This is a genomic window from Agrococcus sp. UYP10 (genome assembly GCF_040547205.1).
GTDB classification, from domain to species: Bacteria; Actinomycetota; Actinomycetes; order Actinomycetales; family Microbacteriaceae; genus Agrococcus; species Agrococcus jenensis.
This window is the reverse complement of record NZ_JBEPPG010000001.1, coordinates 107,291-133,167: the sequence shown is the minus strand read 5'-3', so window position 1 is coordinate 133,167 and position 25,877 is coordinate 107,291. Positions and strand designations below refer to the sequence as shown.

Annotated in this window: 20 protein-coding genes; 19 read left to right on the top strand and 1 reads right to left on the bottom strand. The window is 74.2% G+C overall.

The annotated features are described in order from the left end of the window. Nucleotides 1-18: 18 nt before the first annotated feature. The 14 genes from ABIB37_RS00620 (at nt 19) to ABIB37_RS00555 (ending at nt 13,776) form a co-directional block, all read left to right on the top strand. Nucleotides 19-903 carry a F0F1 ATP synthase subunit gamma gene (locus tag ABIB37_RS00620; protein WP_354255401.1) on the top strand — a complete coding sequence of 295 codons (885 nt, stop codon included), beginning with the start codon at nt 19-21 and terminating at the stop codon, nt 901-903. Between the two features lie 24 nt (nt 904-927). Then, the gene (atpD, locus tag ABIB37_RS00615; protein ID WP_456515418.1) at nt 928-2,385 is read left to right on the top strand and encodes a F0F1 ATP synthase subunit beta; all 1,458 of its coding nucleotides are present in this window, start codon (nt 928-930) and stop codon (nt 2,383-2,385) included. After that, on the top strand, nt 2,385-2,642 hold the full coding sequence (locus ABIB37_RS00610) for a F0F1 ATP synthase subunit epsilon (RefSeq protein ID WP_123697454.1): 258 nt from the start codon (nt 2,385-2,387) through the stop codon (nt 2,640-2,642). Before atpD ends, ABIB37_RS00610 begins: the two co-directional genes overlap by 1 nt. Continuing rightward, the gene (locus ABIB37_RS00605; protein WP_354255395.1) at nt 2,639-3,358 is read left to right on the top strand and encodes a YaaA family protein; all 720 of its coding nucleotides are present in this window, start codon (nt 2,639-2,641) and stop codon (nt 3,356-3,358) included. Before ABIB37_RS00610 ends, ABIB37_RS00605 begins: the two co-directional genes overlap by 4 nt. 54 nt (nt 3,359-3,412) lie before the next feature. Next, nucleotides 3,413-5,062 (top strand): RecQ family ATP-dependent DNA helicase, encoded by a 1,650-nt coding sequence (locus ABIB37_RS00600; RefSeq protein WP_354255392.1) that lies wholly within the window; start codon nt 3,413-3,415, stop codon nt 5,060-5,062. A 108-nt stretch (nt 5,063-5,170) separates the two neighbouring features. Next, nucleotides 5,171-5,896 carry a response regulator transcription factor gene (locus ABIB37_RS00595; protein ID WP_354255389.1) on the top strand — a complete coding sequence of 242 codons (726 nt, stop codon included), beginning with the start codon at nt 5,171-5,173 and terminating at the stop codon, nt 5,894-5,896. Beyond that, complete coding sequence (locus ABIB37_RS00590) at nt 5,893-7,341, top strand: sensor histidine kinase (protein WP_354255386.1); 1,449 nt, start codon at nt 5,893-5,895, stop codon at nt 7,339-7,341. The genes ABIB37_RS00595 and ABIB37_RS00590 overlap by 4 nt, the downstream gene beginning before the upstream one ends. A gap of 21 nt (nt 7,342-7,362) precedes the next feature. Further along, nucleotides 7,363-7,695: a TfoX/Sxy family protein gene (locus tag ABIB37_RS00585; protein ID WP_123697457.1), complete on the top strand. Its 333-nt coding sequence runs from the start codon at nt 7,363-7,365 to the stop codon at nt 7,693-7,695. 103 nt (nt 7,696-7,798) lie between these two features. Beyond that, nucleotides 7,799-8,716 (top strand): phosphodiester glycosidase family protein, encoded by a 918-nt coding sequence (locus tag ABIB37_RS00580; RefSeq protein WP_354255383.1) that lies wholly within the window; start codon nt 7,799-7,801, stop codon nt 8,714-8,716. Then, complete coding sequence (locus ABIB37_RS00575; RefSeq protein ID WP_354255380.1) at nt 8,716-9,777, top strand: glycosyltransferase; 1,062 nt, start codon at nt 8,716-8,718, stop codon at nt 9,775-9,777. Before ABIB37_RS00580 ends, ABIB37_RS00575 begins: the two co-directional genes overlap by 1 nt. Then, the gene (locus ABIB37_RS00570) at nt 9,774-10,343 is read left to right on the top strand and encodes a DUF4956 domain-containing protein (protein WP_354255377.1); all 570 of its coding nucleotides are present in this window, start codon (nt 9,774-9,776) and stop codon (nt 10,341-10,343) included. Before ABIB37_RS00575 ends, ABIB37_RS00570 begins: the two co-directional genes overlap by 4 nt. Beyond that, nucleotides 10,340-11,113: a polyphosphate polymerase domain-containing protein gene (locus ABIB37_RS00565; protein ID WP_354255374.1), complete on the top strand. Its 774-nt coding sequence runs from the start codon at nt 10,340-10,342 to the stop codon at nt 11,111-11,113. Before ABIB37_RS00570 ends, ABIB37_RS00565 begins: the two co-directional genes overlap by 4 nt. 38 nt (nt 11,114-11,151) lie before the next feature. After that, nucleotides 11,152-12,783, top strand: coding sequence for a carbohydrate-binding domain-containing protein (locus ABIB37_RS00560; RefSeq protein ID WP_354255371.1), 1,632 nt, complete (start codon nt 11,152-11,154; stop codon nt 12,781-12,783). A gap of 39 nt (nt 12,784-12,822) precedes the next feature. Next, nucleotides 12,823-13,776, top strand: coding sequence for an aldo/keto reductase (locus ABIB37_RS00555; protein ID WP_354255368.1), 954 nt, complete (start codon nt 12,823-12,825; stop codon nt 13,774-13,776). A 10-nt stretch (nt 13,777-13,786) separates the two neighbouring features. Here the strand turns inward: ABIB37_RS00555 and ABIB37_RS00550 are convergent, their stop codons facing one another. After that, on the bottom strand, nt 13,787-15,511 hold the full coding sequence (locus ABIB37_RS00550; protein WP_354255365.1) for a gamma-glutamyltransferase family protein: 1,725 nt from the start codon (nt 15,509-15,511) through the stop codon (nt 13,787-13,789). A 122-nt stretch (nt 15,512-15,633) separates the two neighbouring features. Here ABIB37_RS00550 and ABIB37_RS00545 point away from each other — a divergent pair, with 122 nt between their 5' ends. The 5 genes from ABIB37_RS00545 to ABIB37_RS00525 are packed head-to-tail and all read left to right on the top strand — an operon-like array spanning nt 15,634 to nt 25,863. Continuing rightward, nucleotides 15,634-16,686: a hypothetical protein gene (locus tag ABIB37_RS00545; RefSeq protein WP_354255363.1), complete on the top strand. Its 1,053-nt coding sequence runs from the start codon at nt 15,634-15,636 to the stop codon at nt 16,684-16,686. A 9-nt stretch (nt 16,687-16,695) separates the two neighbouring features. Beyond that, nucleotides 16,696-17,880, top strand: coding sequence for an NAD(P)/FAD-dependent oxidoreductase (locus tag ABIB37_RS00540; RefSeq protein ID WP_354255360.1), 1,185 nt, complete (start codon nt 16,696-16,698; stop codon nt 17,878-17,880). Nucleotides 17,881-17,939: 59 nt separating this feature from the next. Then, the gene (locus ABIB37_RS00535; protein ID WP_123697464.1) at nt 17,940-18,782 is read left to right on the top strand and encodes a PP2C family protein-serine/threonine phosphatase; all 843 of its coding nucleotides are present in this window, start codon (nt 17,940-17,942) and stop codon (nt 18,780-18,782) included. Next, nucleotides 18,782-20,140, top strand: a complete 1,359-nt coding sequence (locus ABIB37_RS00530) for a serine/threonine-protein kinase (RefSeq protein ID WP_354255356.1) — start codon at nt 18,782-18,784, stop codon at nt 20,138-20,140. Before ABIB37_RS00535 ends, ABIB37_RS00530 begins: the two co-directional genes overlap by 1 nt. Beyond that, complete coding sequence (locus ABIB37_RS00525) at nt 20,137-25,863, top strand: Ig-like domain-containing protein (protein WP_354255353.1); 5,727 nt, start codon at nt 20,137-20,139, stop codon at nt 25,861-25,863. Before ABIB37_RS00530 ends, ABIB37_RS00525 begins: the two co-directional genes overlap by 4 nt. The last annotated feature ends 14 nt before the right edge of the window (nt 25,864-25,877 follow it).

Sequence of the window (25,877 nt, the reverse complement as noted above, 5' to 3'; positions counted from 1 at the left end):
GCTCGCTGAGGAGGCGACATGGGAGCCCAGCTCCGGGTCTACACGCAGAAGATCAAGTCTGCGCAGACGACCAAGAAGATCACGAAGGCGATGGAGCTCATCGCTGCATCGCGCATCCAGAAGGCGCTCGCACGCGTGCACGCCTCGACGCCGTACGCTCGCGCGCTCACGCGCGCCGTCAGCGCGGTCGCCACGTACTCCAACGAGGCGCACCCGCTGACGGTCGAGCGGCCGGAGCTCAAGCGCGCGGCGATCGTCGTGCTGACGAGCGACCGCGGCCTCGCCGGTGCGTTCAACTCGCAGATCCTGCGCGAGGCGAGCGAGCTGCGGGCGAAGCTCGAGGCTGAGGGCAAGGAGGTCGACCACTACCTGGTCGGCAACAAGGCCGTCGGCTACTTCCGCTTCCGCAAGCGCACCGCGGTGCGCGAGTGGACGGGGCAGTCGGAGACGCCGAGCCCGGAGCTCGCGCAGGAGATCGCCGACGCGGTGCTCGAGGCGTACGTCTCGGAGCAGGTCGACGAGATCCACGTCGTCTACAACCGCTTCGTCAGCATGATGACGCAGGACCCGACCTCGGTACGGCTGCTGCCGCTCGAGATCGTCGAGGCCTCGGGCGCCGAGAGCGCCGAGCAGTTCCCGCTCTACGAGTTCGAGCCGGAGCCCGCGGGCGTGCTCGACGCACTGCTGCCGGTCTACGTCGAGAGCCGCATCTTCAACGCCCTCCTGCAGTCGGCCGCCGCGAAGCAGGCAGCCACGCAGAAGGCGATGAAGTCGGCCTCCGACAACGCCGACAAGCTCATCACCGACTACACCCGCCTGCGCAACAACGCGCGCCAGGCCGAGATCACGACGCAGATCTCCGAGATCGTGGGCGGCGCGGACGCCCTCGCCTCGGCGAAGTAGCCACGAAAGGCAAGCACCATGACCATCACTGACACCACAGAGGCCTCGCAGAAGCAGGCCGGCGTCGGCCGCGTCGCTCGCGTGACCGGGCCCGTCGTCGACATCGAGTTCCCGCACGACGCCATCCCCGGCATCTACAACGCGCTCAAGACGACCGTCGACTTCGGCGACGGCACCGAGCCGCAGGAGATCACGCTCGAGGTCGCGCAGCACCTCGGCGACGACCTCGTGCGCGCCATCGCCCTTAAGCCGACGGACGGCCTCGTCCGCGGCCAGGAGGTGCGCGACACGGGCGACCCGATCATGGTGCCCGTCGGCGACATCACCAAGGGCAAGGTGTTCAACGTCATCGGCGAGCCCCTCAACCTCGGTGAGGGCGAGACCCTCGAGGTCTCCGAGCGCTGGTCGATCCACCGCAACGCGCCCTCGTTCGACCAGCTCGAGTCGAAGACGCAGCTGTTCGAGACCGGCATCAAGGTCATCGACCTGCTGACGCCCTACGTGCTCGGCGGCAAGATCGGCCTGTTCGGCGGCGCCGGCGTCGGCAAGACGGTGCTCATCCAGGAGATGATCCAGCGCGTCGCGCAGGACCACGGCGGTGTCTCGGTGTTCGCCGGCGTCGGCGAGCGCACCCGTGAGGGCAACGACCTCATCCACGAGATGGAGGAGGCGGGCGTCTTCGACAAGACCGCCCTCGTCTTCGGCCAGATGGACGAGCCGCCGGGCACGCGCCTCCGCGTCGCGCTCTCGGCGCTCACGATGGCGGAGTACTTCCGCGACGTGCAGAACCAGGACGTGCTGCTCTTCATCGACAACATCTTCCGCTTCACGCAGGCCGGCTCCGAGGTCTCGACGCTGCTGGGCCGCATGCCCAGCGCCGTCGGCTACCAGCCGAACCTCGCCGACGAGATGGGCATCCTGCAGGAGCGCATCACGTCAACCCGCGGCCACTCGATCACGTCGCTGCAGGCCATCTACGTGCCGGCTGACGACTACACCGACCCGGCCCCGGCCACGACGTTCGCGCACCTCGACGCCACGACGGAGCTCTCGCGAGAGATCGCGTCGAAGGGCCTCTACCCGGCCGTCGACCCGCTCACCTCGACGAGCCGCATCCTCGACCCGCGCTACCTGGGCAACGACCACTACCGCGTCGCGACCACGGTCAAGCAGATCCTCCAGAAGAACAAGGAGCTGCAGGAGATCATCGCGATCCTCGGTGTCGACGAGCTCTCCGAGGAGGACAAGATCGTCGTGTCGCGTGCACGCCGCATCCAGCAGTTCCTCTCGCAGAACACCTACATGGCGAAGAAGTTCACCGGCGTCGAGGGCTCGACCGTGCCGCTCAAGGAGACCGTCGAGTCGTTCGACGCGATCGCCAAGGGCGAGTTCGACCACGTGGCGGAGCAGGCGTTCTTCAACGTCGGCGCCATCTCGGACGTCGAGGCCAAGTGGGCGCAGATCCAGAAGGAGAACGGCTGATGGCTCTCGCCGTCAGCATCGTGTCGGCCGCGGCCGAGGTGTGGTCGGGTGACGCCTCGCAGGTGGTCGCGCGCACGACCGAGGGCGAGATCGGCATCCTGACGGGCCACGAGCCGCTGCTCGCCGTGCTCGCCGAGGGCCAGGTGCGCGTCACCGACGCGTCCGGCACGGTGCACAAGGTGGATGCCGAGGACGGCTTCCTCTCGGTCGACCACGACCGCGTGGAGATCGTGGCCAGGAACGCCAAGCTCGCGTGATCGTCCTGCTGCCGCCCAGCGAGACGAAGGCGGCAGGCGGGACGGGTGATCGCCTCTCGACGGCCGGTCTGGGATATCCCGGGCTGGCCGTCGCCCGTTCGCGGGCACTGGCGGCGCTCGACCGCCTCGTCGCCGAGGGGCAGGACGTCTCGACGCCCGCGAAGGCGCGCGCCGCGGCCGACAACGCCGCCGTGCGCACGTCCGCGACGATGCCCGCCATCGAGCGCTACACCGGCGTGCTCTTCGACGCGCTCGATGCCGCGTCGCTCGCGCCCGACGCGCGCGCGTGGCTCGACGGCCACGTCGTCGTGCAGTCGGCGCTGCTCGGCTTCCTGCGCGCCTCCGACCGCATCCCCGCCTACAAGGTGTCCGAGCACACGAAGCTGCCGGGCGAGCGGATGCGCGAGCTGTGGTCGGGCTCCGGATCGGTCATCGAGGGCTTCGCGCTCGACCTGCGCTCGAAGGCCTACGCGTCGCTCGCTCCCGTCGCGGGCGCCGTGCCCGTCGAGATCGTCTCGCCCGACGGCAAGGCGCTCAACCACTGGAACAAGGCGGGCAAGGGCGCGCTCGTGCGCGCGCTCGCCGAATCGCGCGTCGTGGCGGACTCGGCGGATGCGCTCGTCGCGTGGGCCGCGTCGTCGGACGTGCCGCTCGAGCGCACGGATGCCGGCCTGCGCCTGACGGTGCAGGACCCGCGCCTCGTCGCCGCCCGCTGACCAGCAGCATCGGGGTACAGCGCACGTGCGGGTACGTGCTCCTAGCATCGCTGCATGCCAGATGTACCCCAATCCGACGCCATCGCCGCCGCTGCCGCCGACTTCGGATGGTCCGAGCTGCGGCCCGGGCAGCGGGAGGCGGTCCAGGCCGCGCTCGACGGGCGCGACGTGCTCGCGGTCATGCCGACCGGCCACGGCAAGTCGGCGATCTACCAGCTCGCCGCCGGCCTCACCGAGGGCCTCACCATCGTCGTGTCGCCGCTCATCGCGCTCCAGCGCGACCAGGTCGAGCAGCTCGGCGAGCTCGGCGCCGATCCCGCCGTCGCCGTGAACTCGTCGCAGCGCGCGACCGAGACCCGCGAGGCATGGGAGGAGCTCGAGGCCGAGGAGGCCGGCTTCCTCTTCCTGGCGCCCGAGCAGCTCGCCCGCGACGAGGTCGTCGAGCGGCTCCGCGGGCTGTGCCCGACGCTGTTCGTCGTCGACGAGGCGCACTGCGTCTCGGCGTGGGGGCACGACTTCCGTCCGGACTACCTGCGGCTCGGCCACGTGATCGAGGCGCTCGGGCATCCGACGACGATCGCCCTCACGGCCACGGCGGCGCCGCCGGTGCGCGACGAGATCGTCGAGCGCCTGCGGATGCGCGACGCGCACCAGGTGGTGCGGGGCTTCGACCGCCCGAACATCTTCCTCGAGGCCCACCGGGTGGCCGACGACGACGAGCAGCGGCGAGCGGTCGTCGAGCGCGCGAGCGCCGAGGCGAAGCCGGGGCTCGTCTACGTCGCCACCCGCAAGCAGGCGGAGCAGCTGACCGACGAGCTGCGGGCGGCCGGCATGCGCGCGGAGACGTACCACGCAGGGCTCTCCCGCGCCGAGCGCGAGCGCGTGCACGACGCCTTCACCGACGGCAGCGCGGAGGTCGTCGCCGCGACCTCGGCCTTCGGCATGGGCATCGACAAGGCCGACGTGCGGTTCGTGCTGCACGCCGCGGCGCCCGAGTCGCTCGACGCGTACTACCAGGAGATCGGGCGCGCCGGCCGTGACGGTGAGCCGGCCCTCGCCGCGCTCTACTTCCGGCAGGAGGACTTCGGGGTGCACCGCTTCCGCACCGCGGGCTCCGCCGACACCGACATGCTGTCGAAGGTCGCGTCGCGGATCCGGCGCGCGAAGCAGCCGGTGCCGCCCGAGCGGCTGCGCGAGCGGCTCGAGGTCGGCGCGAGCCGGCTCACCTCCGCGGTCAACCTGCTCGAACAGACCGGCGCGCTCGAGACCAACGGGGACGGCGACCTCGTGTGGCGCGAGGGCACGGTCAAGCCTGCCGTCGCCGAGGCGGCGAGGCTCGCGGAGGCGCGGCGCCGGGTCGACCGCTCGCGCATCGACATGATGCGGGGCTACGCCGAGACGGGCGGCTGCCGCCGGCGGTTCCTGCTCGGCTACTTCGGCGAGGACCTGCCCGAGCGTTGCGGTGCGTGCGACACGTGCAGGAGCGGGTCGGCCGCGCGCGTCGAGGAGACGCGCGGTGAGGGGGACGCGGACGCGAGCTGGCCCGTGGGGCTCGAGGTGCGCCACGAGGCGTGGGGCGAGGGCAGCGTCGTCAGCGAGGACGGTGACCGCATCACCGTGCTGTTCGACGAGGAGGGCTACAAGACCCTCGCGGTGGAGGCGATCGAGCGCACCGGCGTGCTGCAGCCGCTGCCCGCTGCTTAGCCGTCACCAAGGAACCGTGAAGGTGCGCCTCACGGCGCGGCGGCACGATGCCGGAGGGCGCGCATCGGCGGCCCGATCATCCGCTCGAGAATCCGGTTGACTATGGCCATGACCCCGACCAGCCCGCGCGCACCGCTCGTGCGCCCCGACGGGATGCCCGTCCGCGCGCTCGTCGTCGACGACGAGGTCAACCTGAGCGAGCTGCTGCGCATGGCGCTGTCGAACGACGGGTGGGAGGCGCGGACGGCAGGCAACGGGCAGGAGGCGCTCAATGCCGTCCGCGAGTTCCAGCCCGACATCATCGTGCTCGACATCATGATGCCGACGATCGACGGCATGGAGGTGCTGCGCCGCATCCGCGCGACGGGCAACGACGTGCCGGTGCTGTTCCTGACCGCGAAGGACGCGGTCGAGGACCGCATCGCCGGCATCGACGAGGGCGGCGACGACTACGTCACGAAGCCGTTCAACCTCGAGGAGGTCATCGCGCGGCTCCGGCGGATGGCGCGCCGCCACGTCGCGATCGCCGACGCCGACCCACGGCTCCAAGTGGGTGACCTCGTGCTCGACGAGGAGACCTACGAGGTCGCGCGTGCGGGCACGGCCGTGACGCTCACCGCGAAGGAGTTCGAGCTGCTGCGGTTCCTGATGCGCAACCCGCGGAGGGTGCTCAGCAAGGCGCAGATCCTCGAGAGCGTCTGGAGCTACGACTTCGGCGGCAAGTCGAGCATCGTGGAGATCTACATCTCCTACCTGCGGAAGAAGATCGATCAGCTCGGCGAGCCGATGATCCACACCGTGCGCGGGGTCGGCTACACGATCAAGCCGGCGTGAAGCGCCGCGCCCCCCGTCGCGCCTGGACGCTGCGCCGCACGATCGTGACCGGCGCGAGCGTCCTGGTCGCGCTCGCGCTCCTCCTCACGAGCATCATCACGATGTCGGCGCTGCGATCGGCCGAGATCGAGCGGCTCGATGAGCAGGTGCTCGCAGGCCTGGACTTCGCCGCCGGCCCCCGCGGTGAGCCCGACGGCGGTCCCGGCGGACCCGGCGGCAGCGGCTTCGAGCCGGCCGCGCGGATCGGCACGCTCCAGGTGGTGGTCGACGGCTCGGGCACCGCGACGAGCGCGACCTACGCGGGCGTCGACGGCGAGGAGGTGCCGCTGGCGTCATCCCAGCTCGAGGCGCTCCTCGCGGCCGACCTCGGCGAGCGCGCGCCCACGACCATCGACCTCGGCGGTGAGCTGGGGACCTTCCGGGTCGCGGCGGAGGCCCGAGACGGCCGCACCATCATCTCCGGCAGCTCGCTCGACGACGTCGATGCGACGACGGGCGCGATCACCGGCATCCTGGCGGTCGTGATGGGCGCGGCGCTCATCCTCGTCGTCGTGGGCCTCGCCCTGGTCGTCACGCGCGCGCTGCGGCCGCTCGAGCGGGTGACCGGCATTGCGCAGCGCGTCGCCGAGCGGCCGCTCGCGGCCGGCGCGGTGGAGCTGCCGGACCGCGTCGCCGTCGCAGACACCGACCCGCACACCGAGGTGGGGCGCGTCGGGCTCGCGCTCAACACGCTGCTGTCGCACGTCGAGACCTCGCTCGCAGCACGCGAGCGCAGCGAGCAGCAGCTGCGCCGCTTCATCGCCGACGCGAGCCACGAGCTGCGCACGCCGCTCGCCTCGATCCGCGGCTACGCGCAGCTCTCGCAGGGCGAGGACGCGCCCATGACGCCGACGCAGGAGCGCTCGCTCGAGCGGATCAGCGCCGAGGCGGTGCGCATGAGCTCGCTCGTCGACGACCTGCTGCTGCTCGCGCGGCTCGACGCCGGCCAGCAGCTGCGGCGCGATCCCGTCGACCTCGCGCTCGTGCTCGTGGACGCCGTCAGCGACGCACACGCAGCAGCACCCGACCACGAGTGGATCCTCCACGTCGACGAGACGGTCGAGGTGCGCGGTGACGAGGGCCGCATCCGGCAGGTGATCGCGAACCTGCTCGGCAACGCCCGGGCGCACACGCCGGCGGGCACGACCGTCACCGCATCGCTCGCGCACGACGCGACTCACGCCGAGATCCGCGTCCTGGACGACGGGCCGGGCATCGACCCGGCGCTGGGGTCGCGCCTCTTCGAGCGCTTCGTGCGCGGCGATGCGTCGCGTCACCGCGCGGCGGGCAGCACGGGGCTCGGGCTCTCGATCTCGCAGGCGATCGTCGCCGCGCACGGCGGCACCATCGAGGTCGACAGCGCGCCCGGACGCACGGAGCTCATCGTCCGGCTCCCGCTCAGCTGACCCGCGGCCTAGCATCGAGCCGTGACGAACCGGCCAGAGACCCTCGATCGCATCCGCGCGGCGTTCGAGCCGCTGCCCGTGCGGCTGCAGCCCATGTTCGGCGAGCAGGCCATCTACTGCGACGACCGGATCTTCGGCTTCGTCTGCGACGACACCCTGCTGCTCAAGCTGGTCCCGGAGGCGGGTGAGCTCACCGAGCACCTGCCGCGCGGCGAGGCATACCCGGGATCGAAGCCCTACGGCATCGTGGACGACGACGCGCTCGATGACACCGACTGGCTCCACGAGGTCGCCCAGACCATCGCGAGCACCCAGCCGCACAAGCCCGCGAAGGCACGCCGGCCGCGACCTTGAGGGCCAGTCCATAGCCGACGCCCTGCTGGCGGCTCGACGGCGCTCATGCGCGACCAAGCATCGCTTCTGCTCCGGGTAGGGAGCGATCCGTAGACCTGGAGGCATGCACTCCGCATCGCCCAGCACCGCTGTCCGCCGCCCGCTCTCCACGCGCATCCGCCTCGCGATCGCCGCGGCCCTCGTCGCGTGCATGACCGTCGTCGGCGGCGTCGCGTGGGCGCTCGACCGCTTCGTCGTCGAGCACGTCGAGGTCGTGAGCGCCTCCGCCGCCGAGGGCGCGTCGGCGGTCACCACGACGACCGAGGCGGCCGCGTTCGCGGTCACGACCGAGTCGGTCGGGAGCGGCAGCGACGCGGCGGTCGTCACGACCGCCGTCATCGACCTCGATGCCATGACCCAGCTGCGCAGCGCGTTCGCCGACGACGCCTTCGGCGAGAACATCACCGAGCTGCCGAGCGTGATCGCGGAGGGCGTCGGCGCGAGCCTGGCGATCAACGGCGACTACTACGGCTTCCGCGACTCGGGCATCGTCATCCGCAACGGCGTGCTGTACCGCGACGAGGGCGCGCGCGAGGCGCTCGTGCTGTACCGCGACGGCACGGCGACGATCGTCGACGAGACCGCCACGCCGGGCGAGGAGCTGCTCGCGGACGGCGCGTGGCAGACGCTCTCGTTCGGGCCGGCGCTCGTCGAGGACGGCGAGGTCGTCGCAGGCATCGACGCCGTCGAGGTCGACACGAACATCGGCAACCACTCGATCCAGGGCGACCAGCCCCGCACCGCGATCGCGATGCTCGCCGACGGCAGCGTCGCGTTCGTCGTGGTCGACGGCCGCAGCGACGCGAGCGCCGGCATGACGCTCTCGGAGCTCGCCGCCTACGTGCAGGGGCTCGGGGCGGTCACCGCGTACAACCTCGACGGTGGCGGGTCCTCCACGATGGTCGTCGACGGCGAGGTCGTCACCGAGCCGTCGAACGGCGGCGAGCGCGCCACGAGCGACATCCTGTACGTGGCCGGCTGATGGCCGTCGTCCTGATCTGCGCGCTCGACCCCGACGAGCGCCTCGAGCTGCTCGTGGAGGCGCTCGCGCCCCGGCACGTCGTGGTCGTCGACGACGGCAGCGGCTCGGACTCCGCCGGCGTCCTCGCCAGGGTGCGGCGGCGGGGCGCGACCGTCCTCGCGCACGAGCGCAACCGGGGCAAGGGCGCTGCGCTCCGCACCGGCATCGCGCACGTGCGCGCTGCCCACCCGGGCGCCGACATCGTCACCGCCGACTGCGACGGCCAGCATCGGTCCCAGGACGTCGCCGCCGTCGAGGCCGCGATCGTGCCCGGCGCCATTGCCCTCGGCGAGCGCCGCTTCACCGGGGCGGTGCCGGTGCGCAGCCGGGTCGGCAACAGCGTCGCCCGCTCGCTCTTCGCGCTCGCCTCCGGCGTCCGGGTAGGCGACGCGCAGACCGGCCTCCGGGGTCTCCCGAGCGACGCGCTGCCGTGGATCGCAGCCGTGCCGGGCGATCGGTTCGACCACGAGCAGCGCGTGCTGCTCGAGGCGTCGAGGCGGCGGGTGCCGCTCCGAGGCGTGCCGATCGCGACCATCTACCTGGCCGGCAACGCGTCGTCGCACTTCCGTCCGCTCGTCGACTCCGCGCGCGTCGTCGCGCCGCTGCTCGCGCCGATCGGCCGCTTCCTCGCGCTCGGCGCCGCCTGCTTCGCGCTCGACGCGCTGCTCGTCGTCGCGCTGTCCGCGGTGCTCGGCGTCGCCGGCATCGCGGCCGTGCTGGCACGGGCCGCGAGCGGCGCCGTGCACTTCGCCGCCGGCCGCCGATGGGTGTTCGTCGCGACCGGCGGCGTCCGTGCCCAGGCGCGTCGCTACGCCCTGCTCGCGGCGGGCACGATCGCCGTCGGCGCGACCGCCCTGCAGCTCGCGGTCGCCGCCGGCGCGGCGCTCCTGCCGGCGAAGGTCGGCATCGACCTGGCGCTCGCCGCGGCGACCTACCTCGCGCAGCGCTTCGGCGTCTTCGCGCCCGTCCAGGACCCGACCCCCACGACCGAACCGCACCCGCAACGCTTGGAGCACCAGTGAACGACATCCTCATGATCGGCATCGACGCGATCGCGATCGCCATGATGGCCTTCGGCCTCTACTTCCGTCGCCACCGCCGCCGCGACCTGCTGGTCGCCTTCGTCGGCGTGAACGTCGGGGTGCTCGCCGTGAGCCTCGTGCTCGCGAGCGCCACAGCCTCGATCGGCGTCGGGCTCGGCCTCTTCGGCGTGCTGTCGATCATCCGGCTCCGCTCGACCGAGATCTCGCAGCGCGAGGTGGCGTACTACTTCGCATCCCTCGCGATCGGCCTCGTCGCGGGTCTCGGCGGCAGCAGCCTGCCGGTGGCGATCGGCCTCATCGCCCTCGTCATCGTGGCGATGGCGATCGTCGACCATCCGCGGCTGCTCGCGGGGAACCGCCAGCAGATGGTGCGCCTCGACCGCGCGGTCGTCGACGAGGTCGAGCTCGTCGCCGAGCTCGAGCGGCTCACCGGAGGCCGGGTCCGCCAGGCGACCGTCGTCGAGCTCGACCTCGTCGACGACTCGACGCTGGTCGACGTGCGATGGAGCCCTGCTCCGCGCGCGCGGCAGGCGGTCGCAGCGTGAGCGGCGTCGCGCAGGCGCTCGGCCGCCTCGAGCCGGTCTCGCTCGCCGAGCTCACCGCAGCCGCAGCGCTGCTGACCCGCGTGGACCGCAAGTATGCGCTCCACGCGCGCGACGCCGGCGCCGTGCTCGGCCGGCTGCCCGAGGGCACCCGGGCGCTCGAGATCGACGGCGAGCGCTCGCTCGCGTACGCATCCTGCTACTTCGACTCGCCGGACCTGCTCGCCTACCGCCTCGCCGCGCACGGCCGGCGGCGCCGCTTCAAGCTGCGCACCCGCACCTACGTGGACGCCGGCCGCTCCTACCTCGAGCTCAAGACGCGCGGCGGCAGGGGCACGACCGTGAAGGAGCGCATCGAGTACGCGCTCGACGACCGCGAGGTGCTCACCGACGACGGCCGCGCCTACGCCGACGAGGGCCTCGCGGCGATCGGCCTCGCAGCGCCACCGCTCGCCCCCGTGGTCGAGACGACCTACCGGCGCACGACCCTGCTGCTGCCCGACGGCGCCAGCCGTGCGACCGTCGACACGGAGCTCGCCTGGCAGCTCGACGACGGCACGACGATGCGGACGCCCGGCCTCGTCATCGTCGAGACGAAGGCCTCGAGCGGCGCCGGTCCCGTCGACCGGCTGCTCTGGCGCGCCGGGCACCGCCCCGACCGCGTCAGCAAGTTCGCCACAGGCCTCGCCGCGCTGCGCCCGGACCTGCCCTCGAACCGCTGGCACGGCGTGCTGCGCCGGTGCTTCGCCGATGCCGAGCGCATCGCCGCATGACGACCACGATCGACCACCACCACCACCAGGAGAGACCCATGGACACCACCAGCATGCGCACCGGCCGCCTCGCACGCCTCCGGCGGCGCGGGTTCGCGCCCGCCCTCGCCATCGTCGCGAGCGGCATCCTGCTCGCCGGCTGCACCGCGGTCGAGGCCGGCCTCACACAGGTCGCGGCCGGGGCGAGCGGCACCAGCGGCACGACGACGTCGGTCGTCAGCGCGACCCTCGACGAGCTCGCATCGGCGAACGAGGACGGCACGGTCGTGCGCGAGGACGAGTGGAGCGTCGACGACGCCATCGACGTCACGCTCGCCGGCACCGGCGCGACCGCGGCGAGCGGCGTGACGAGCGCCGACGGCATCGTCACGATCACGGAGGCCGGCGTCTACCGGCTCTCCGGCTCGCTCGACGGCCGCATCGTCGTGGCGGCTCCCGAGGACGCCCAGGTCGTCCTCGTGCTCGACGGCGCCGCGATCGCCTCGAACGCCGGCCCGGCCATCGAGGTGCAGACGGCGGACGACGTGGCGATCCACCTCGCCGAGGGCAGCGAGAGCTCCATCGTCGACACCTCGACGTACGCCGAGGACGCAGAGGCGAACGCGGCCATCTTCTCGGAGCCGGACCTGACGCTCTCCGGCACCGGCTCCCTGCGCCTCGAGGCATCCGGCGACGGCATCACGAGCGAGGACGACCTCGCCGTCGTCGGCGGGACGATCGACGTCACCGCCGCCGACGAGGCGCTGCGCGGCAAGGACTCGATCCAGGTCGAGGACGGGACGCTCACCCTCTCCGCCGGCGGCGACGCGCTGCAGAGCGACAACGCGGACGAGGCGGAGCGCGGGTGGATCCGCATCGAGGGCGGCACGATCATCGCCACGGCCGGCGACGACGGCCTGAACGCCGTGAGCGACATCCTCGTCGCGGGCGGCACGGTCACGGTCGACGCCACGGGCGACGGCCTGCACGCCGACGTCGCGCTCGCGATCGCGGGTGGCACGATCACCGTCGAGGGCTCGGACGAGGGCCTCGAGTCGGCGCTCGTGCAGATCGACGGCGGCGCGGTGGACGTGACCGCTGACGACGACGCGATCAACGGATCCGCGGGGTCGTCGGCGGCAGACGCGGGCGCGGTCGGGATGGGCGGCGGCATGGCCGACTCCGGCGAGCTCGTCGCGATCACCGGCGGCGAGGTGACGCTCCGCTCGGGCGGCGACGGCCTCGACTCCAACGGCTCGATCGAGGTCTCGGGCGGCACGGTCGTGATCTGGGGGCCGTCGAGTGACGGCAACGGCGCGCTCGACGCGAACGGGGGACTGATGGTCACCGGCGGCACGCTCCTCGCGGTCGGCTCCGCAGGCATGGCGGAGTCGCCGGACGCCGCGTCGACGCAGCCGTGGCTGCAGGCGCAGGCGACCGGCATCGCCGGCTCGACGATCGAGGTCCTGGGCGCGGATGGCGCGACGATCGCGACGTTCGCGGCCGAGGCGGCGTTCTCGAACGTGGTGTTCTCGGCCGCCGGGCTGACCGGGGACGCCGCGACGGTCGTCGTCGACGGGACCGAGACGGCCGTGACGCTCGGCACCGCGACCGGCGGTGGCGGCGGCATGGGCGGCGGCCAGGGCGGAGGCGCAGGCGGCGGCATGGGCGGCCCCGGCGGCCGCCCGTAGCGGCGCGGCCTCGATGCCGACGGGTCCTAGGGTGGAGGCATGACGCGCACGCTCGGAAACAGCGGCATCGAGGTCTCGCCCATCGGCCTCGGATGCAACAACTTCGGCCGCAGGGGCACGGCGACGGAGGATCAGGCGGGCACCGACGCCGTCATCCACGCGGCGATCGACCACGGCATCACCCTCTTCGACACCGCCGACATCTACGGCAACCCCGCCACCACCTCCGAGACGCTCATGGGCGTCGCGCTCGCGAAGGCGGGGAGCGCCGGGCGCGACAAGGTCGTGCTCGCGACGAAGTGGGGCCACTCCGGCTTCGCGATCGAGGGCACCGAGTCGTGGGGTCCCAAGGGCGCGCGCACGTACATCCGCAACGCCGTCGAGGCGTCGCTGCGCCGCCTGCAGACCGACCGGATCGACCTCTACCAGCTGCACACGCCCGACGAGTCGACGCCCATCGAGGAGACGGTGCGCGCGCTCGACGAGCTCGTCGCCGAGGGCAAGATCCGCGCGTACGGCCACTCCAACTTCTCGGCCGAGCAGATCGGCGAGGCGGCCGAGGTCGAGAGCGAGCACGGCTTCGTCTCGGCGCAGGACGAGTACTCGCTCGTCGCCCGCGGGGTCGAGCGCGAGGTGCTGCCCGCCGTGCTCGAGGTGGGGATCGGCTTCCTGCCCTACTTCCCGCTCGCCAACGGGCTGCTCTCGGGCAAGTACTCGCAGGGCACCGGCCCCGAGGGTGCGCGGCTCACGGCGCTCAAGCCGCAGCTGCTCGAGGAGACCGACTGGTCGCGCATCGCCGAGTACGAGCGGATCGTCCGCCGCGCCGACCGCACGATGCTCGACGCCACCTTCCAGTGGCTGCTCGCGCAGCCCGCGGTCACGAGCGTCATCGCCGGCGCGACGCGCCCCGAGCAGGTCGCGCAGAACGCGGCGGCCGGCCGCGGCGAGCTCGAGGCCGAGACGGTCGAGGAGATCTCGGCGCTCTTCGCCTGAGCGGGCGGGCTCACCGCAGCGCGGCGTAGCCCTGCTCGTCGCGCGCGTTCGACGCGGCCCGGATGGTGCCGTCGGGCTCGTGCGACGCGAACGAGAGCCGGCCGAGCGACCACGGGCCGGCATCCGTCACGACGTGCCCGCGGCGGCGGAGCTCGGCGATCGTCGCGTCGCCCAGCCGCGACTCGACGTGCAGGCCGCCGGGCTCCCACGTGCGCGGCTCGAACGACGACACGAGGTGCGTGACGTGCCACGAGGGCGCGTCGATCGCCGCCTGCGGGTCGAGGCCGAGCACGCGCAGGCCCAGCAGCATCGCCAGCTGCCACTGGTCCTGCTGGTCGCCACCGGGCGTGCCGAGCGCGGCCGTCGTCCCGTCGTCGTCGACGAGCATCGTGGGGGAGAGGGTCGTGCGCGGCCGGATGCTCGGCGCGAGGCTCGTCGGCAGGCCGGGCTCGAGCCACAGCATCTGCGCCCGCGTGCCGAGGCAGAAGCCCAGCTCCGCGATCGCGGGGCTCGACTGCAGCCAGCCCCCGGAGGGGGTCGCGGAGATCACGGTGCCCCAGCGGTCGACGACGTCGATGTGGCAGGTGTCGCCGCGGGTGGGCTCGCCGGTGCCGGCGGCGCGGGTCGCGGGCGCGCCCTCGGGCATGCGCGCCAGGCGCGGGTCGCCGCGGAGCGCGCCCGGCCGCAGCTCGAGCGACGCCGTGCTGTCGATGAGCGCCCTGCGCTCCGCGAGGTAGTCCGCGTCGAGCAGCCGCGAGAGATCGGCGCCGTCGCCGAACCAGGCGTCCCGGTCGGCCAGCGCGAGCTTCGTCGCCTCCGCCGCGACGTGCACGAGGTCGGCGTCGAACGCCTCCGCGCGATCGGGCAGCAGGGGGTCCATGATGCCGAGCGCAGCGAGCAGCGCCGGGCCCTGCGACCACGCGCCCGCCTTGTGCACGGTCGTGCCCCGCCAGGGCATCGCGACCGTGTCCTCCCAGGTGGGCCGCCAGGCGGCGAGGTCGTCGCCGGTGAGGAGCCCCGCGTGCGCGGCGCCGGTGGAGTCCATCGCCGGCTGCCGCGCGTGCCGGTCGATCGCCTCGGCGACGAAGCCCTCGCTCCAGGCGGCGATCGCCGCATCGCACGCGGCCTCGCGGTCCTTGCCGCGGCCGGCGTCGGCAAGCCGGCGGTAGGTCTCGGCGAGCACGGGGTTGCGGATGACGTCCCACGCGGCGGGGGCGGGGTCGGCCCACAGCGCGGCGGAGGAGGCCCAGTGCTCGCGGAAGAAGTCGGCCCGCCCGGCGATGGTGCGGGCGACGCGGGGGAGCACCCGGTGGCCCCGCTCTGCGAGCTCGATCGCGAACGCGAGCACGTCGGCGGGCGTCCAGGAGCCGTGGTCGCGCACGAGGGCGAGCCACGCGGGCACCGCGCCCGGCACGACCGCCGCGAGCAGCCCGGTGCCGGGGATGTGCTCGATGCCCTCCGCGCGCATCCGCTCGATCGTCGCCGACGCAGGGGTGACGCCCTGGCCGGCGAGCACCTGCGGCGGCTGCCCCGGGCGACGGACGATGGCGGGAAGATCGCCGCCCGGCCCGTTGAGGTGCGGCTCGACCACGTGCAGGACGAAGCCCGTAGCGGCCGCGGCGTCGGCGGCGTTGCCGCCGCGCTCGAGCACGGCCATGCCGCTCGAGGACGCGAGCCAGTGCGTCGACGCGACCGCTCCGAACGAACCTTGCAGCGGCGGTCTGGTGCGCATCATGGGGCTCAGGCTAACCGGCGCGCGCTGACCTCCGGCCGGAGGCGTACCCTCCCGTCGCCGTTGTCCACAGCCGGGTGCCCGCGGCAAGCGACGGATGACGCGGGTGCCGCAGAGTGCGCGCCATGGACACCGTCCGCATCAGCACCCCGCAATCGCTCCTCCGGCTGCTCCCGCGCCTCGTCGGGGCGCCCGAGCCGCCCGCGCTCTTCGCGCTGCCCTTCCGCCGGGGCAGGTCGGGCATGCCGATGGTGCTCGACCTCCCGGCCCGGCGCTCCGTCCCCGCGATCGCCCGCGCGATCCGCGCGGGGGCGCAGGGCGCCGACGCCGTGGTGCTCGTCGCGTGCCTCGCCGAGCCGCTCGGCGCGGCGCCGCTGCCGCTCCACGCGGCGCTCACGACCCTCGCCGAGCGGCTCGCGCGCGACGGCATCCGCTGCCTCGAGCTGCTCGCGCTCGCGCCCGACGCGTGGGGCGACTACGCGATGCCCGAGGGCGCCCGCGGACCGCTCGCCGAGCTCGACCTGCTCGACGACCCGGCGCCCGGCGTGCCGGAGCTCCCGCCGCTGCCTGGCGCGCCGAGCGGCACCGACGGCCCCGCGGCGCTCGCCGTCGCGCGGTGGCTCGACGCGCTCGGCGTCGTCGAGGTCGAGGCCGCGGCGCAGGCGGCGATCCCGGCGCTCGAGCGCGCGGTGGACCTCGCGCCGCGGCTCGATGCCGGTCCGGGGCCGATCGGCATCGACCCGGCGAAGGCCGCGGCCGTCGCCGTCGCGCTCGTCGCCCGGCCGGTGCTGCGCGACATCGCGATCGAGCTGGCCCTCGACGGCCCCGACGCTGCCGTGGCGACGCTCGCCGCCATCGACCGCGACGGCGCGCTCGCCGCCGACGACGCGGCCGAGCGCTTCCTGGGCTGCGGTCCGGCGCCCGATGCCGACCGCCTCCACGAGCGGCTGCGCCGCTGGACGGCCATCGCCGAGGCGACGCCGCTCGACGCGCGGGCGCCGCTGCTCGTGATCGTCGGCTTCCTGCACTTCTTCGTCGGCCGGGGCCGCACGGCCGGCCGCTGCGCCGAGCTCGCGATGGCCATCGACCCCGGCCTCTCGATGGCGCCGCTGCTGCGCGACATCGTCGACGCGAAGGGCGCTCCCGACTGGGTGCTCGGGCAGAGGTCCGGGGAGTAGCGTCGCGGCATGACGAGCGAACGCGTGCACGACGTCCTGGTGGTCGGGGGCGGCAACGGCGGCCTGTCGGCCGCCGCCCACCTGCTCCGCAAGGGCTGCAGGGACGTGGGCATGATCGAGCCCGCCGACCGGCACGTCTACAAGCCGCTGCAGCACTACGTCGGCACGGGCCGCGCGAGCTCGGACGAGCTCGTCCGGGACCAGTCGTCGCTCGTGCCCGACGGCGTCGAGTGGTACCGCACCGCCGCGGTCGCGATCGACCCGGTGCGCCGCATCGTGCGCTGCGCCGACGGCCGGGAGGTGCGCGGCGCCGACATCGTGCTCGCGCCCGGCGCCCGGATCGACTGGTCGCTGCTCCCCGGCGCGGAGCGCGCGCTCGCCGAGGGCACCGCGATCACGACGTGGGACGACCGCGAGCTCGACCGCGCGCGGTCCCGCATCGCCGCGACGACGAGCGGCCGCGCGATCTTCCACGTGCACGGCCAGCCGGCCTCCGGCCAGGAGACCGCCTTCAAGCCGCTGTTCATCGCGTGCGACACGTGGCGCGCCGCCGGGGTGCTCGACCGCATCGAGGTCGTGCTCGTCCACGAGGGCGCGCGGCTCCACCGCGTGGAGGCGATCGAGCGCGAGATCCGCCGCCACCTCGACGACTACGGCGTCGACGCCCGGCTCGGCACCCGCCTCCAGAGCATCGACGGCGACGCGGTCGCGCTCGTCGGCCCCTACGGCTCCGGCACCGAGCACGCCGACCTCATCGTGCTCCACGCCCCGTACGCGCCCCACGCGTTCATCGCGTCGTCCGGGCTCGACGCCGAGGGCACCGGCGGCTTCGTGGCCGTCGATCCCGAGACGCTCCGCCACCCCGAGCACCCGCGCATCTGGGCGGTCGGCGACGGCGCCGACCTCGGCGACGCGCGCACCGGCGGCGCCCTGCGCAAGCAGGTCACGACCGTCGTCGAGAACATCCGCCGCGCTCGTGGCGGGCAGCCGCTGCAGCGGTACGACGGCTACACCGTCGCGCCGATCATGACCGCGCGGCGCAGCCTCTCGTTCGGCGAGTACGACCGGGAGCTCCGCGTGCGGCGCAGCCTGCCGGTGCCGGACGAGATCCGCTCGAGCCCGCTCTGGTACGCGCTCGACCGCTACGCGCTCCCGCAGGTGTACTGGCACCGGATCCTCAAGGGCCGGCTCTAGCTGGACGGCGTGCGCGCGCGATGCGGGCGCATCAGCCACGGCATGGAAGACTGGGGATCGTGACCCACATCGGAGCGGCGACCGGCGAGCACGCCACACAGGGGCCTGAGGGCCGGCAGTTCGCGGTGCGCTGGGCAGGCGCCACCGACACCGGCTTCCGCCGCCAGCACAACGAGGACTCGCTCGTCACGCAGCCGCCGGTGTTCGCGGTGGCCGACGGCATGGGCGGCCACTCGCACGGCGACCTCGCGAGCAAGGCGGTCGCCGAGCAGCTGGGCGGCCTCGGCTCGCTCGAGTCGGTCGAGCCGATCGACGTCGTCGAGGCGCTCCGCCGCGCGACCGACGAGATCGAGAAGCTGGGTGACGGCGAGGGATCCGCCGGCACGACCGTGACCGGCTGCGCCTTCGCGATGCACGAGGGGGCGCCGCACTTCGCCGTCTTCAACGTCGGCGACTCGCGCACCTACGCGATGCTCGGGGAGCGGCTCACCCGCATCACGATCGACCACTCCGTCGTGCAGGAGCTCATCGACGCCGGGCTCCTCACCGAGGAGGAGGCCGAGACGCACCCGGAGGCCAACGTCGTCACGCGCGGCGTCGGCGCCGGCATCGACCCGGTGCCCGACTACTTCCTGCTGCCGATCATGCCGCAGCTGCGGCTGCTCGTGTGCTCCGACGGGCTGACCAAGGAGGTGCACGACATCGAGATCGAGCGCATCCTCTGGGAGCACGACGAGCCTGCCGCCGCCGCCTCCGCGCTCGTCTCCGCCGCCCTCGACAGCGGCGGCCGCGACAACGTGACCGTCATCGTCATCGACGTGACGAAGGCGCCGACGGTCGACGACGTCGACCGCACCGTCCCGCGGACGACGCTGCGCGACGAGGAGACCAGGCGGTCCTGATGGCGAGGCGGCTCCCCTCAGCGCCGCCGGTCCTCCCCGGCTACTCGCACCTGCACGTGCTGGGCACGGGCGGCTACGCCGACGTGTTCCTGTACGAGCAGGCGCTGCCGCGCCGCCCCGTCGCGGTCAAGGTGCTGCTCGCCGAGCTCGTCGACGAGGACGTCCGCCGCTCGTTCCGCAGCGAGGTCAACCTCATGGGGCGGCTGTCGTCGCATCCGGGCATCCTCACGGTCTTCGGGGCGAGCGTCGCGAGCGACGGGCGGCCCTACCTCGTGATGGAGCTCGCGAGCCCCGAGCTCGGCGAGCGCTTCCGCACCGAGCCGCTCGCGCCCGAGGCGGCGCTGCGCGTCGCCATCCGGGTCGGCGCGGCGATCGAGACCGCGCACCGCGCGGGCGTGCTGCATCGCGACATCAAGCCCGCGAACATCCTGACCACCGCGTTCGGCCACCCGGTGCTCAGCGACTTCGGCATCGCCGGGCTCCAGCACGACGCGACCGAGACCGCGGGCGTCTCCGTGCCCTGGGCCGCCCCCGAGGTGCTGCAGGGTGAGACGGGCGGCACGATCGCGACCGAGGTGTGGTCCCTCGGCGCGACCCTCTTCTCGCTCGTCGCGGGCCGCAGCCCCGCCGAGCACCCGGGCAGGGCCAACGACCACGCCGCCCTCACCGAGCGGATCATCGCCCACGACCTGCTGCCGTCGCGCGCGATCCCGGCGCCGCTGCGCCGCGTGCTCGACCGCGCGCTCGCGGCGAGGCCCGCGGACCGCTTCGAGAGCGTCGAGCAGATGCTGCTCGAGCTGCAGGGCGTGCAGCGCGAGCTCGGCTTCGACGAGACGCCGATCGAGGTCGAGGTCGACGCGTGGGCGGCGGCGCCGCTGCCGGAGACGGCCTCGGACGAGGACGCGGATGCCCTGCGGCTGCGCCAGCGCCGCTCGCGCCGGTCGCCGGGCATCACCGGCAGCCGCGTCGACATCTCCGCCTCGACCGGCAGGCGGCAGCCGCAGCAGCCGAAGCGGTTCGCGGTCGGCCTGGGCGTCGGCCTCGCGAGCGTCGTCGTGCTCGGCATCGTCGCGGTCGCGGCCGTGGCGCTCTCGAGCGTCTCGCAGCGCATCCCGGTGGTCGCCGACGTCGCCGTGACGCCGGAGTCGGGCCGCGTGGTGTTCGCATGGCCAGACCCCGGCCTCGTCGACACCGACACCTACCACGTGCGCACGTCGACGGGCGATGCGCTCATCCAGGGCGGGCGCGAGTTCACGATGACCGGTGACGCGGGGGAGCGGCTCTGCATCGACATCGCGGTGAACCGCGACGGCTCGACCGGCGACGTCACGACCGCGTGCGGGGAGCCGCTGCCGTGAAGCGGCGCACCGCCGGCGCCGCGCTGGGCACGCTGCTCGTCGCCGGCGTCGTCGCCGGTGCGGTGCTGAGCCCGGGCTACGTCGCGGTGCAGCCGCAGCTCGACGGGTCGAGCGTCTGGGTCGCCAACGGCGGTGCCGGCGCGATCGGGCTCGCGAACACCGCGAACGGCACCATCGAGCGCATCGTGCGGGTCGGAGGCGTCGACGAGGCGCACCAGAGCCCGAGCGGCACCGTCCTCGTCGATCGCGACGCCTCCACCGTGCGCGTCGTGCGCGACGGCGAGGCGCAGCCGGGGCCGGCCGTCCCGATCGTCGCCGGCGCGGTCGTGGGCGTGCGCGACGATCGCGTCGTCGTCACCGCGCCGAGCACCGGCGACGTGTGGCGCACCACGACCGGCGCGATCGCGGAGGGCGCGCAGCTCGGCGAGCCGGTCGTCGCGCTCGGCCGCGGCGGCGTCGCGGTGCTCGGCGAGCACAGCCTGCTCGCCGCCTCGCCCGGCCTCGGCCGCGTGCTGCGGGTGGACGAGGCGGGCGAGACCGTCGCGAGCGAGCGCGCCCCCGTCTCGCCGTCGGCGCCGGCCCTGCAGCTGACGGCGCTCGGCGACGAGTGGGTGCTCTTCGACGCCGGATCCGGCGTGCTCTCGACGCGGACGTGGCAGACCTCGGTCGAGGGGGAGGACGTGCGCCTGCAGGAGCCGGGGCCGAGCGCGAGCGCCGTGCTCTACGCGACCGGCGACGCGCTCGTGCGCCAGGCGCTCGGGGTGCCGACCCAGGAGGTGCTCGCATCCGGCTCCGGCGGCGTGCCGGCCGCGCCGGTCGTGCGCGAGGGATGCACGTTCGCGGCCTGGAGCGACGGTGTCGGCTGGCGCGACTGCACCGACGCAGAGCCGGTCGTGCTCGGGCTCGACGAGGTCGCGCTCGACCCCGACCTGCGCATCCTGCAGCGCGGCAGCGCGACCGCGCTCGTCGACGACGGCAGCGGCGACGCGTGGGCGATCGACCACGACGGCGAGCGGATCGTCGGCTGGGAGACCGAGGGCGACAGCCCCGCCCCGGAGCAGCCCGCGGAGAGCGAGACCGTCGAGGAGGTCGTCGAGGCCGCGCCCGCCCCTCCGATCGCCGAGGACGACGCGCTCGGTGCACGGCCGGGCGCCGTCACGCTGCTGCCGGTCCTGCTCAACGACACCGACGTGAACGGCGACCCGATCGTGCTCACCGAGGTCGAGTCGGACCGCGCCGACGCGGCCGCCTCGATCGCGCCCGACGGCCGCAGCATCCGCCTCGAGGCGCCGGAGGAGGGCGTGACGCGGATCGCGTACGAGATCTCCGACGGCACCGCGACGGCGACTGCGGCCGCGGCCGTCACCGTGCGCGGCGGCAACGAGCCGCCCGTGCTCGAGCGGCCCGTGCAGGCGACCGTCGCCGCCGGCGGCACGCTCGCGCTCGACGCGCTCGACGGCTGGGTCGATCCCGACGGCGACCCGCTCGCGGTCGTCGACGCGACGGTCGACGCTCCCGACAGCGTGAGCGTCCGGGCCGACGGGAGGCTCGAGTTCCGGGACGGGCTCGCGGGCGCGCAGCGCGAGATCGAGGTGACCGTGTCGGACGGGCGGTCGACGTCGACGGAGGCGATCGCCGTCACCGTGCACGCGGGCTCCGTGGCGATCGCCGCGCAGCCCGTGACCGCGGTCACCCGCGTCGGCCAGCGCCTCGTGCTCGAGCCGCTGCTCGCCGCGCAGGGCGGCGCCGGCCCCCTCAGCCTCCACAACGTCGTCGCGGCCTCCCAGCCGGTCGAGCCCAGCTTCGCCGACGACACCATCATCGTCACGCCGACCGAGCCCGGCCTCCTGCGGTTCGACTACGTCGTGACCGACGGCCAGGCGACGCAGGAGGGCGCGGTCGTCGTCCGGGTGCTCGACGGCGCCGACGCCTCCTCGGCGCCGGTGACGATGCCGGAGCGGGTCGCGCTCCCCGCGATCGGCACCGTCGCCATCGACGTCGATCGGCTCGCGCACGACCCCGCCGGCGGCGTCATCGCGCTGCGCACGGCCGAGAGCGACTCGGCCGCGGTGCGGGCAGAGGTCGTCGACGCCGAGCGGCTGCGGCTCACGCTCACCGACGACCTCGCCGAGCAGGCGACGGTGCGGTACACCGTCACGAACGGCGTCGCCACGACGACCGGCGAGGTGCTCGTCTCGTCGGCCGCCGCCGCATCGGTGCAGCCGCCGATCGCGCGCGACGACGAGGTGACGCTCCGCCCTGGCGGGCTCGTCGAGATCCCCGTGCTCGTGAACGACGAGCAGCCCGACGGGCTCGCGCTCACCCTCGACACCGAGATCGTCGCCCCGCCGGAGGCCGGCATGCTCTTCGTCGACGGGGAGCGGATGCGGTACGTCGCGGGCGACGCGGCCGGCACCTTCACCGCCACCTACGGCGTCCGCGGCCCCGACGGCCAGACGGCGACCGCCGACATCACCCTCCGGGTCGCGGCGCAGGCGAGCACCACGAACGCCGCGCCAGACGCGCCGACCGTGGAGGCGCGCGTCGTCGCGGGCGCGAGCATCGACATCCCGCTGCCGCTCTCGGACGCCGATCCGAACGGCGACCCCGTGCAGCTGCTCGGCCCGTCGTCGGCCCCGGCGCTCGGCTTCGTGACGCGGGAGGGCCGGTCGACGCTGCGCTACCAGGCGGGCGACTACTCCTTCGGCACCGACGCCTTCCGCTACCGGGTCGTCGACGACCTGGGCGCGGTGAGCGAGGGCACCGTGCGCGTCGCGGTCGTCGAGCCGGACGCCGCGCTGCCGCCGGTGCTGCGCCCCGACGAGGCGGTCATGCGCCCCGACTCGACGCTCGTCGTGCCGGTGCTCGACAACGACAGCGACCCCGCCGGGCTCCCGCTCGAGATCGTGGGCGTCGAGACCGGCTCGCCGGGCGCGTCCGCCGAGGTGCGCGACGGCGCCGTGCTCGTGACCGCGGGGCTCGAGGCGACGAGCATCGGGGTCGTGGTGACCGTCGAGAACGCCGCCGGCACGAGGTCGTCGAGCTGGCTGCGCATCGAGGTCGACCCCGCGGCGCCGCCGCCCGTGGCCGACGTCGACGACGTGCAGGTCGACATCGAGTCGATCGCCGACGCCGACGCGGTGCGCATCTCGCCGCTCGCGCACGCGTCCGTGCGCGACGGCCGCACCGACGTGCTCGAGGCCGACCTCCCCATGGCCGTCGAGGGCGTCGCGCTCCGCGACGACGGCACGATCGAGATCGCCGTCGCCGACCGCACGCGCTTCGTGCCCTTCTCGGTCTCGCGCACCGACGCGCCCGACGAGGTCGCGACCGCCGTGATCGCCGTGCCCGGCAGGCTCGATGCGCTGCCGCAGCTGCGGCCGGGCGTCGCGCCGCTCACGGTGGCAGCCGGGGAGACGCTCGAGATCGACATCGACGCCGTGGTCGTCACCGTCGACGGCGACGGCGCGCTGCTCACCGACGCGAGCGCCGTCGAGGCGTCGCCGACCGACGGCTCGAACCCGGTCATCGACGAGCGCACGCTGCGCTTCGTGCCGCCGCCCGGCTACTTCGGCCCGGCGAGCATCACCTTCGAGGTGACCGACGGCGACAGCCCCACCGATCCCGACGGACGGGTCGGCAGGATCGTGCTGCCGATCGAGGTGACGGCGGGCGACGACGTGCCGCTCACGGTGCTCGGCTCCTTCGTGCAGCTCGAGCCCGGCAGCGAGCGCACGATCGACCTCGCGCGCGTCACGCGCGCCCCGGACCCCGCGCGGCTCCCCGCCGCGACCTGGTCGCTCGTCGACGGGACGCCGGAGGGCTTCGAGGCGTCGGTCAGCGGCTCGGCGCTCACCGTGCGCGCGCTGCCCGACACCGATCCCGGCACCACCGCCGAGCTGCAGGTGGGTGCGCGCGACGGGGCGGGCGCCGGCGTGCCCGGCACGGTCGTGCTGTCGGTCATCTCCACCACGCGGCCGCTCGTCTCACCGGTCGCCGACGCGGTGACCCTGCAGCGCGGCACGAGCGGGCAGGTGGCGCCGCTCGAGAACGACGAGGCGTCGAACCCGTTCCCCGACGCGCCGCTGCGGATCGGCGCGCTCCGCGCCACCGGCGCCGCCGCGCGCGGCATCGACGCCGGGCTGCAGGACGGCGCCGTGACGCTGTCCGCCCGCCCGGGCGCCGTGATCGGGGCGACAATCGTGCAGGTGCTCGTGCTCGACATCACCGGCGATCCGCGGCGCGGGGTATGGAGCCCGATCACGATCACCGTGCAGGACGTGCCGGATGCGCCGGCGCCCCCCGTGCAGGTGTTCGACGAGCACGTCGACGGCGTCGTGAGCATGACGATCGACCCGCCGGTCGACAACGGCAGCCCGATCACCGGCTACCGCATCGTCGGTCCCGGCGTCGACGTGGCGTGCGGTGCGCAGCCGCGATGCACGATCGAGGGGCTCCAGGCCGGTGTCGAGCTGCGGCTCCGCGCGATCGCGACGAACGCGCTCGGCGAGAGCGAGCAGTCCGCCCCCTCCGAGCCGGTGCACGCCGACCGGCTGCCGGCCCTCGTGCAGGGCGTGGCCGCGGTGCCCGACGCGGAGCCCGGTGCCGTTCGCGTCGCGTGGCGCGCCGTGCCGCAGCCGCAGGGCGGCACGCCGATCGAGGCGTACCTCGTGCGCATCACCGGCAGCGGCACGGATCGGCTCGTGCGGGTCGGCGCGGCCGAGCGCACTGCGGTGATCGCGGGGCTCACACCCGGTCGGCCGTACGCGATCGAGGTCGCGGCGGCCAACGACGCGGGCGTCCCGGACGACGCGTGGCGCTGGCCCGCCGCACCGGTGCCGTTCACCGCGGTCGGCGAGCCGGGCACGGCGCCCGTGCTCATCACCGACCGCAGCGGCGGCAGCGTGACCGCGCGCTGGTCGGCGGTCGACGCCGGCGGCGCCGCGAGGGTGCGCTACACCGCCCGCATCGTCGCCGCGGCCGACGTCCCGTCGCTCGGCTGCTCGAGCACCGGCACGGGGGAGCCGGCGGGCACCGCGGCGCTGAACGCGACCCTCACGATCGCCGAGGGCGCGCGCGCCGTCGTCGCCGTCACGGCGGACAACGGCTGGCACTGCGCCGTCTCGGTCTCGGACCCCGTGTTCGGGCGGCCGTCCCCCGTCGCGCCCTCCGACGTCACCATCGCGGCGGGCGAGGCGCAGGTGCGCGACGACGCCCGCGACGTGCAGATCGTCGCGATCCCGTCCGCCGCCGACGGCCTCTGGTTCGAGGCGCGCACCGTGCAGTCGCCGCAGGCGACGGATCCGGTCTGGCAGCGGATCGGCGTGGGGTCGTGGGTGACGCCCACCACCACCTCCTTCACGTACGGGCGCGAGGCCTCCGTCGACGTGCGCGTCTGCGCGCCGTCCGGCGCCGGCTCCGGGGCCGTCTGCTCCGAGCCGACGACGGTGGGCAGCGCGATGCCGCTCAGCCTGCGGGCGACCGTCGACGCGTGCACGCCGCTCGTGCCGCTCGACGCGCGCGCGCCCGTCAACGCCACCTCGGATGCGCGGGGGAGCGTCGTCGCCCGATACCTCGTCGACGGCCGGTGGACCGACGAGCGGCCGTCGACGTCGCGGGTGCCCGCCGGGGCGACCAGGGTCGAGGCGTGGGGCGTCGTAACCTATCTGGAGTCCGATCCCCTCCGGGATCCGTCGCCCACCGTGGCGGGCTGCGGGCTGTGAACAGAGGGGAGCCG

Excerpts from the sequence above, each read along its gene's own strand:
- ABIB37_RS00620 (WP_354255401.1), top strand. The coding sequence starts at position 19 with ATGGGAGCCCAGCTCCGGGTCTACACGCAGAAGATCAAGTCTGCGCAG.
- ABIB37_RS00610 (WP_123697454.1), top strand. The coding sequence starts at position 2,385 with ATGGCTCTCGCCGTCAGCATCGTGTCGGCCGCGGCCGAGGTGTGGTCG.
- ABIB37_RS00600 (WP_354255392.1), top strand. The coding sequence starts at position 3,413 with ATGCCAGATGTACCCCAATCCGACGCCATCGCCGCCGCTGCCGCCGAC.
- ABIB37_RS00595 (WP_354255389.1), top strand. The coding sequence starts at position 5,171 with ATGACCCCGACCAGCCCGCGCGCACCGCTCGTGCGCCCCGACGGGATG.
- ABIB37_RS00580 (WP_354255383.1), top strand. The coding sequence starts at position 7,799 with ATGCACTCCGCATCGCCCAGCACCGCTGTCCGCCGCCCGCTCTCCACG.
- ABIB37_RS00575 (WP_354255380.1), top strand. The coding sequence starts at position 8,716 with ATGGCCGTCGTCCTGATCTGCGCGCTCGACCCCGACGAGCGCCTCGAG.
- ABIB37_RS00560 (WP_354255371.1), top strand. The coding sequence starts at position 11,152 with ATGGACACCACCAGCATGCGCACCGGCCGCCTCGCACGCCTCCGGCGG.
- ABIB37_RS00555 (WP_354255368.1), top strand. The coding sequence starts at position 12,823 with ATGACGCGCACGCTCGGAAACAGCGGCATCGAGGTCTCGCCCATCGGC.
- ABIB37_RS00550 (WP_354255365.1), bottom strand. The coding sequence starts at position 15,511 with ATGATGCGCACCAGACCGCCGCTGCAAGGTTCGTTCGGAGCGGTCGCG.
- ABIB37_RS00545 (WP_354255363.1), top strand. The coding sequence starts at position 15,634 with ATGGACACCGTCCGCATCAGCACCCCGCAATCGCTCCTCCGGCTGCTC.
- ABIB37_RS00540 (WP_354255360.1), top strand. The coding sequence starts at position 16,696 with ATGACGAGCGAACGCGTGCACGACGTCCTGGTGGTCGGGGGCGGCAAC.
- ABIB37_RS00530 (WP_354255356.1), top strand. The coding sequence starts at position 18,782 with ATGGCGAGGCGGCTCCCCTCAGCGCCGCCGGTCCTCCCCGGCTACTCG.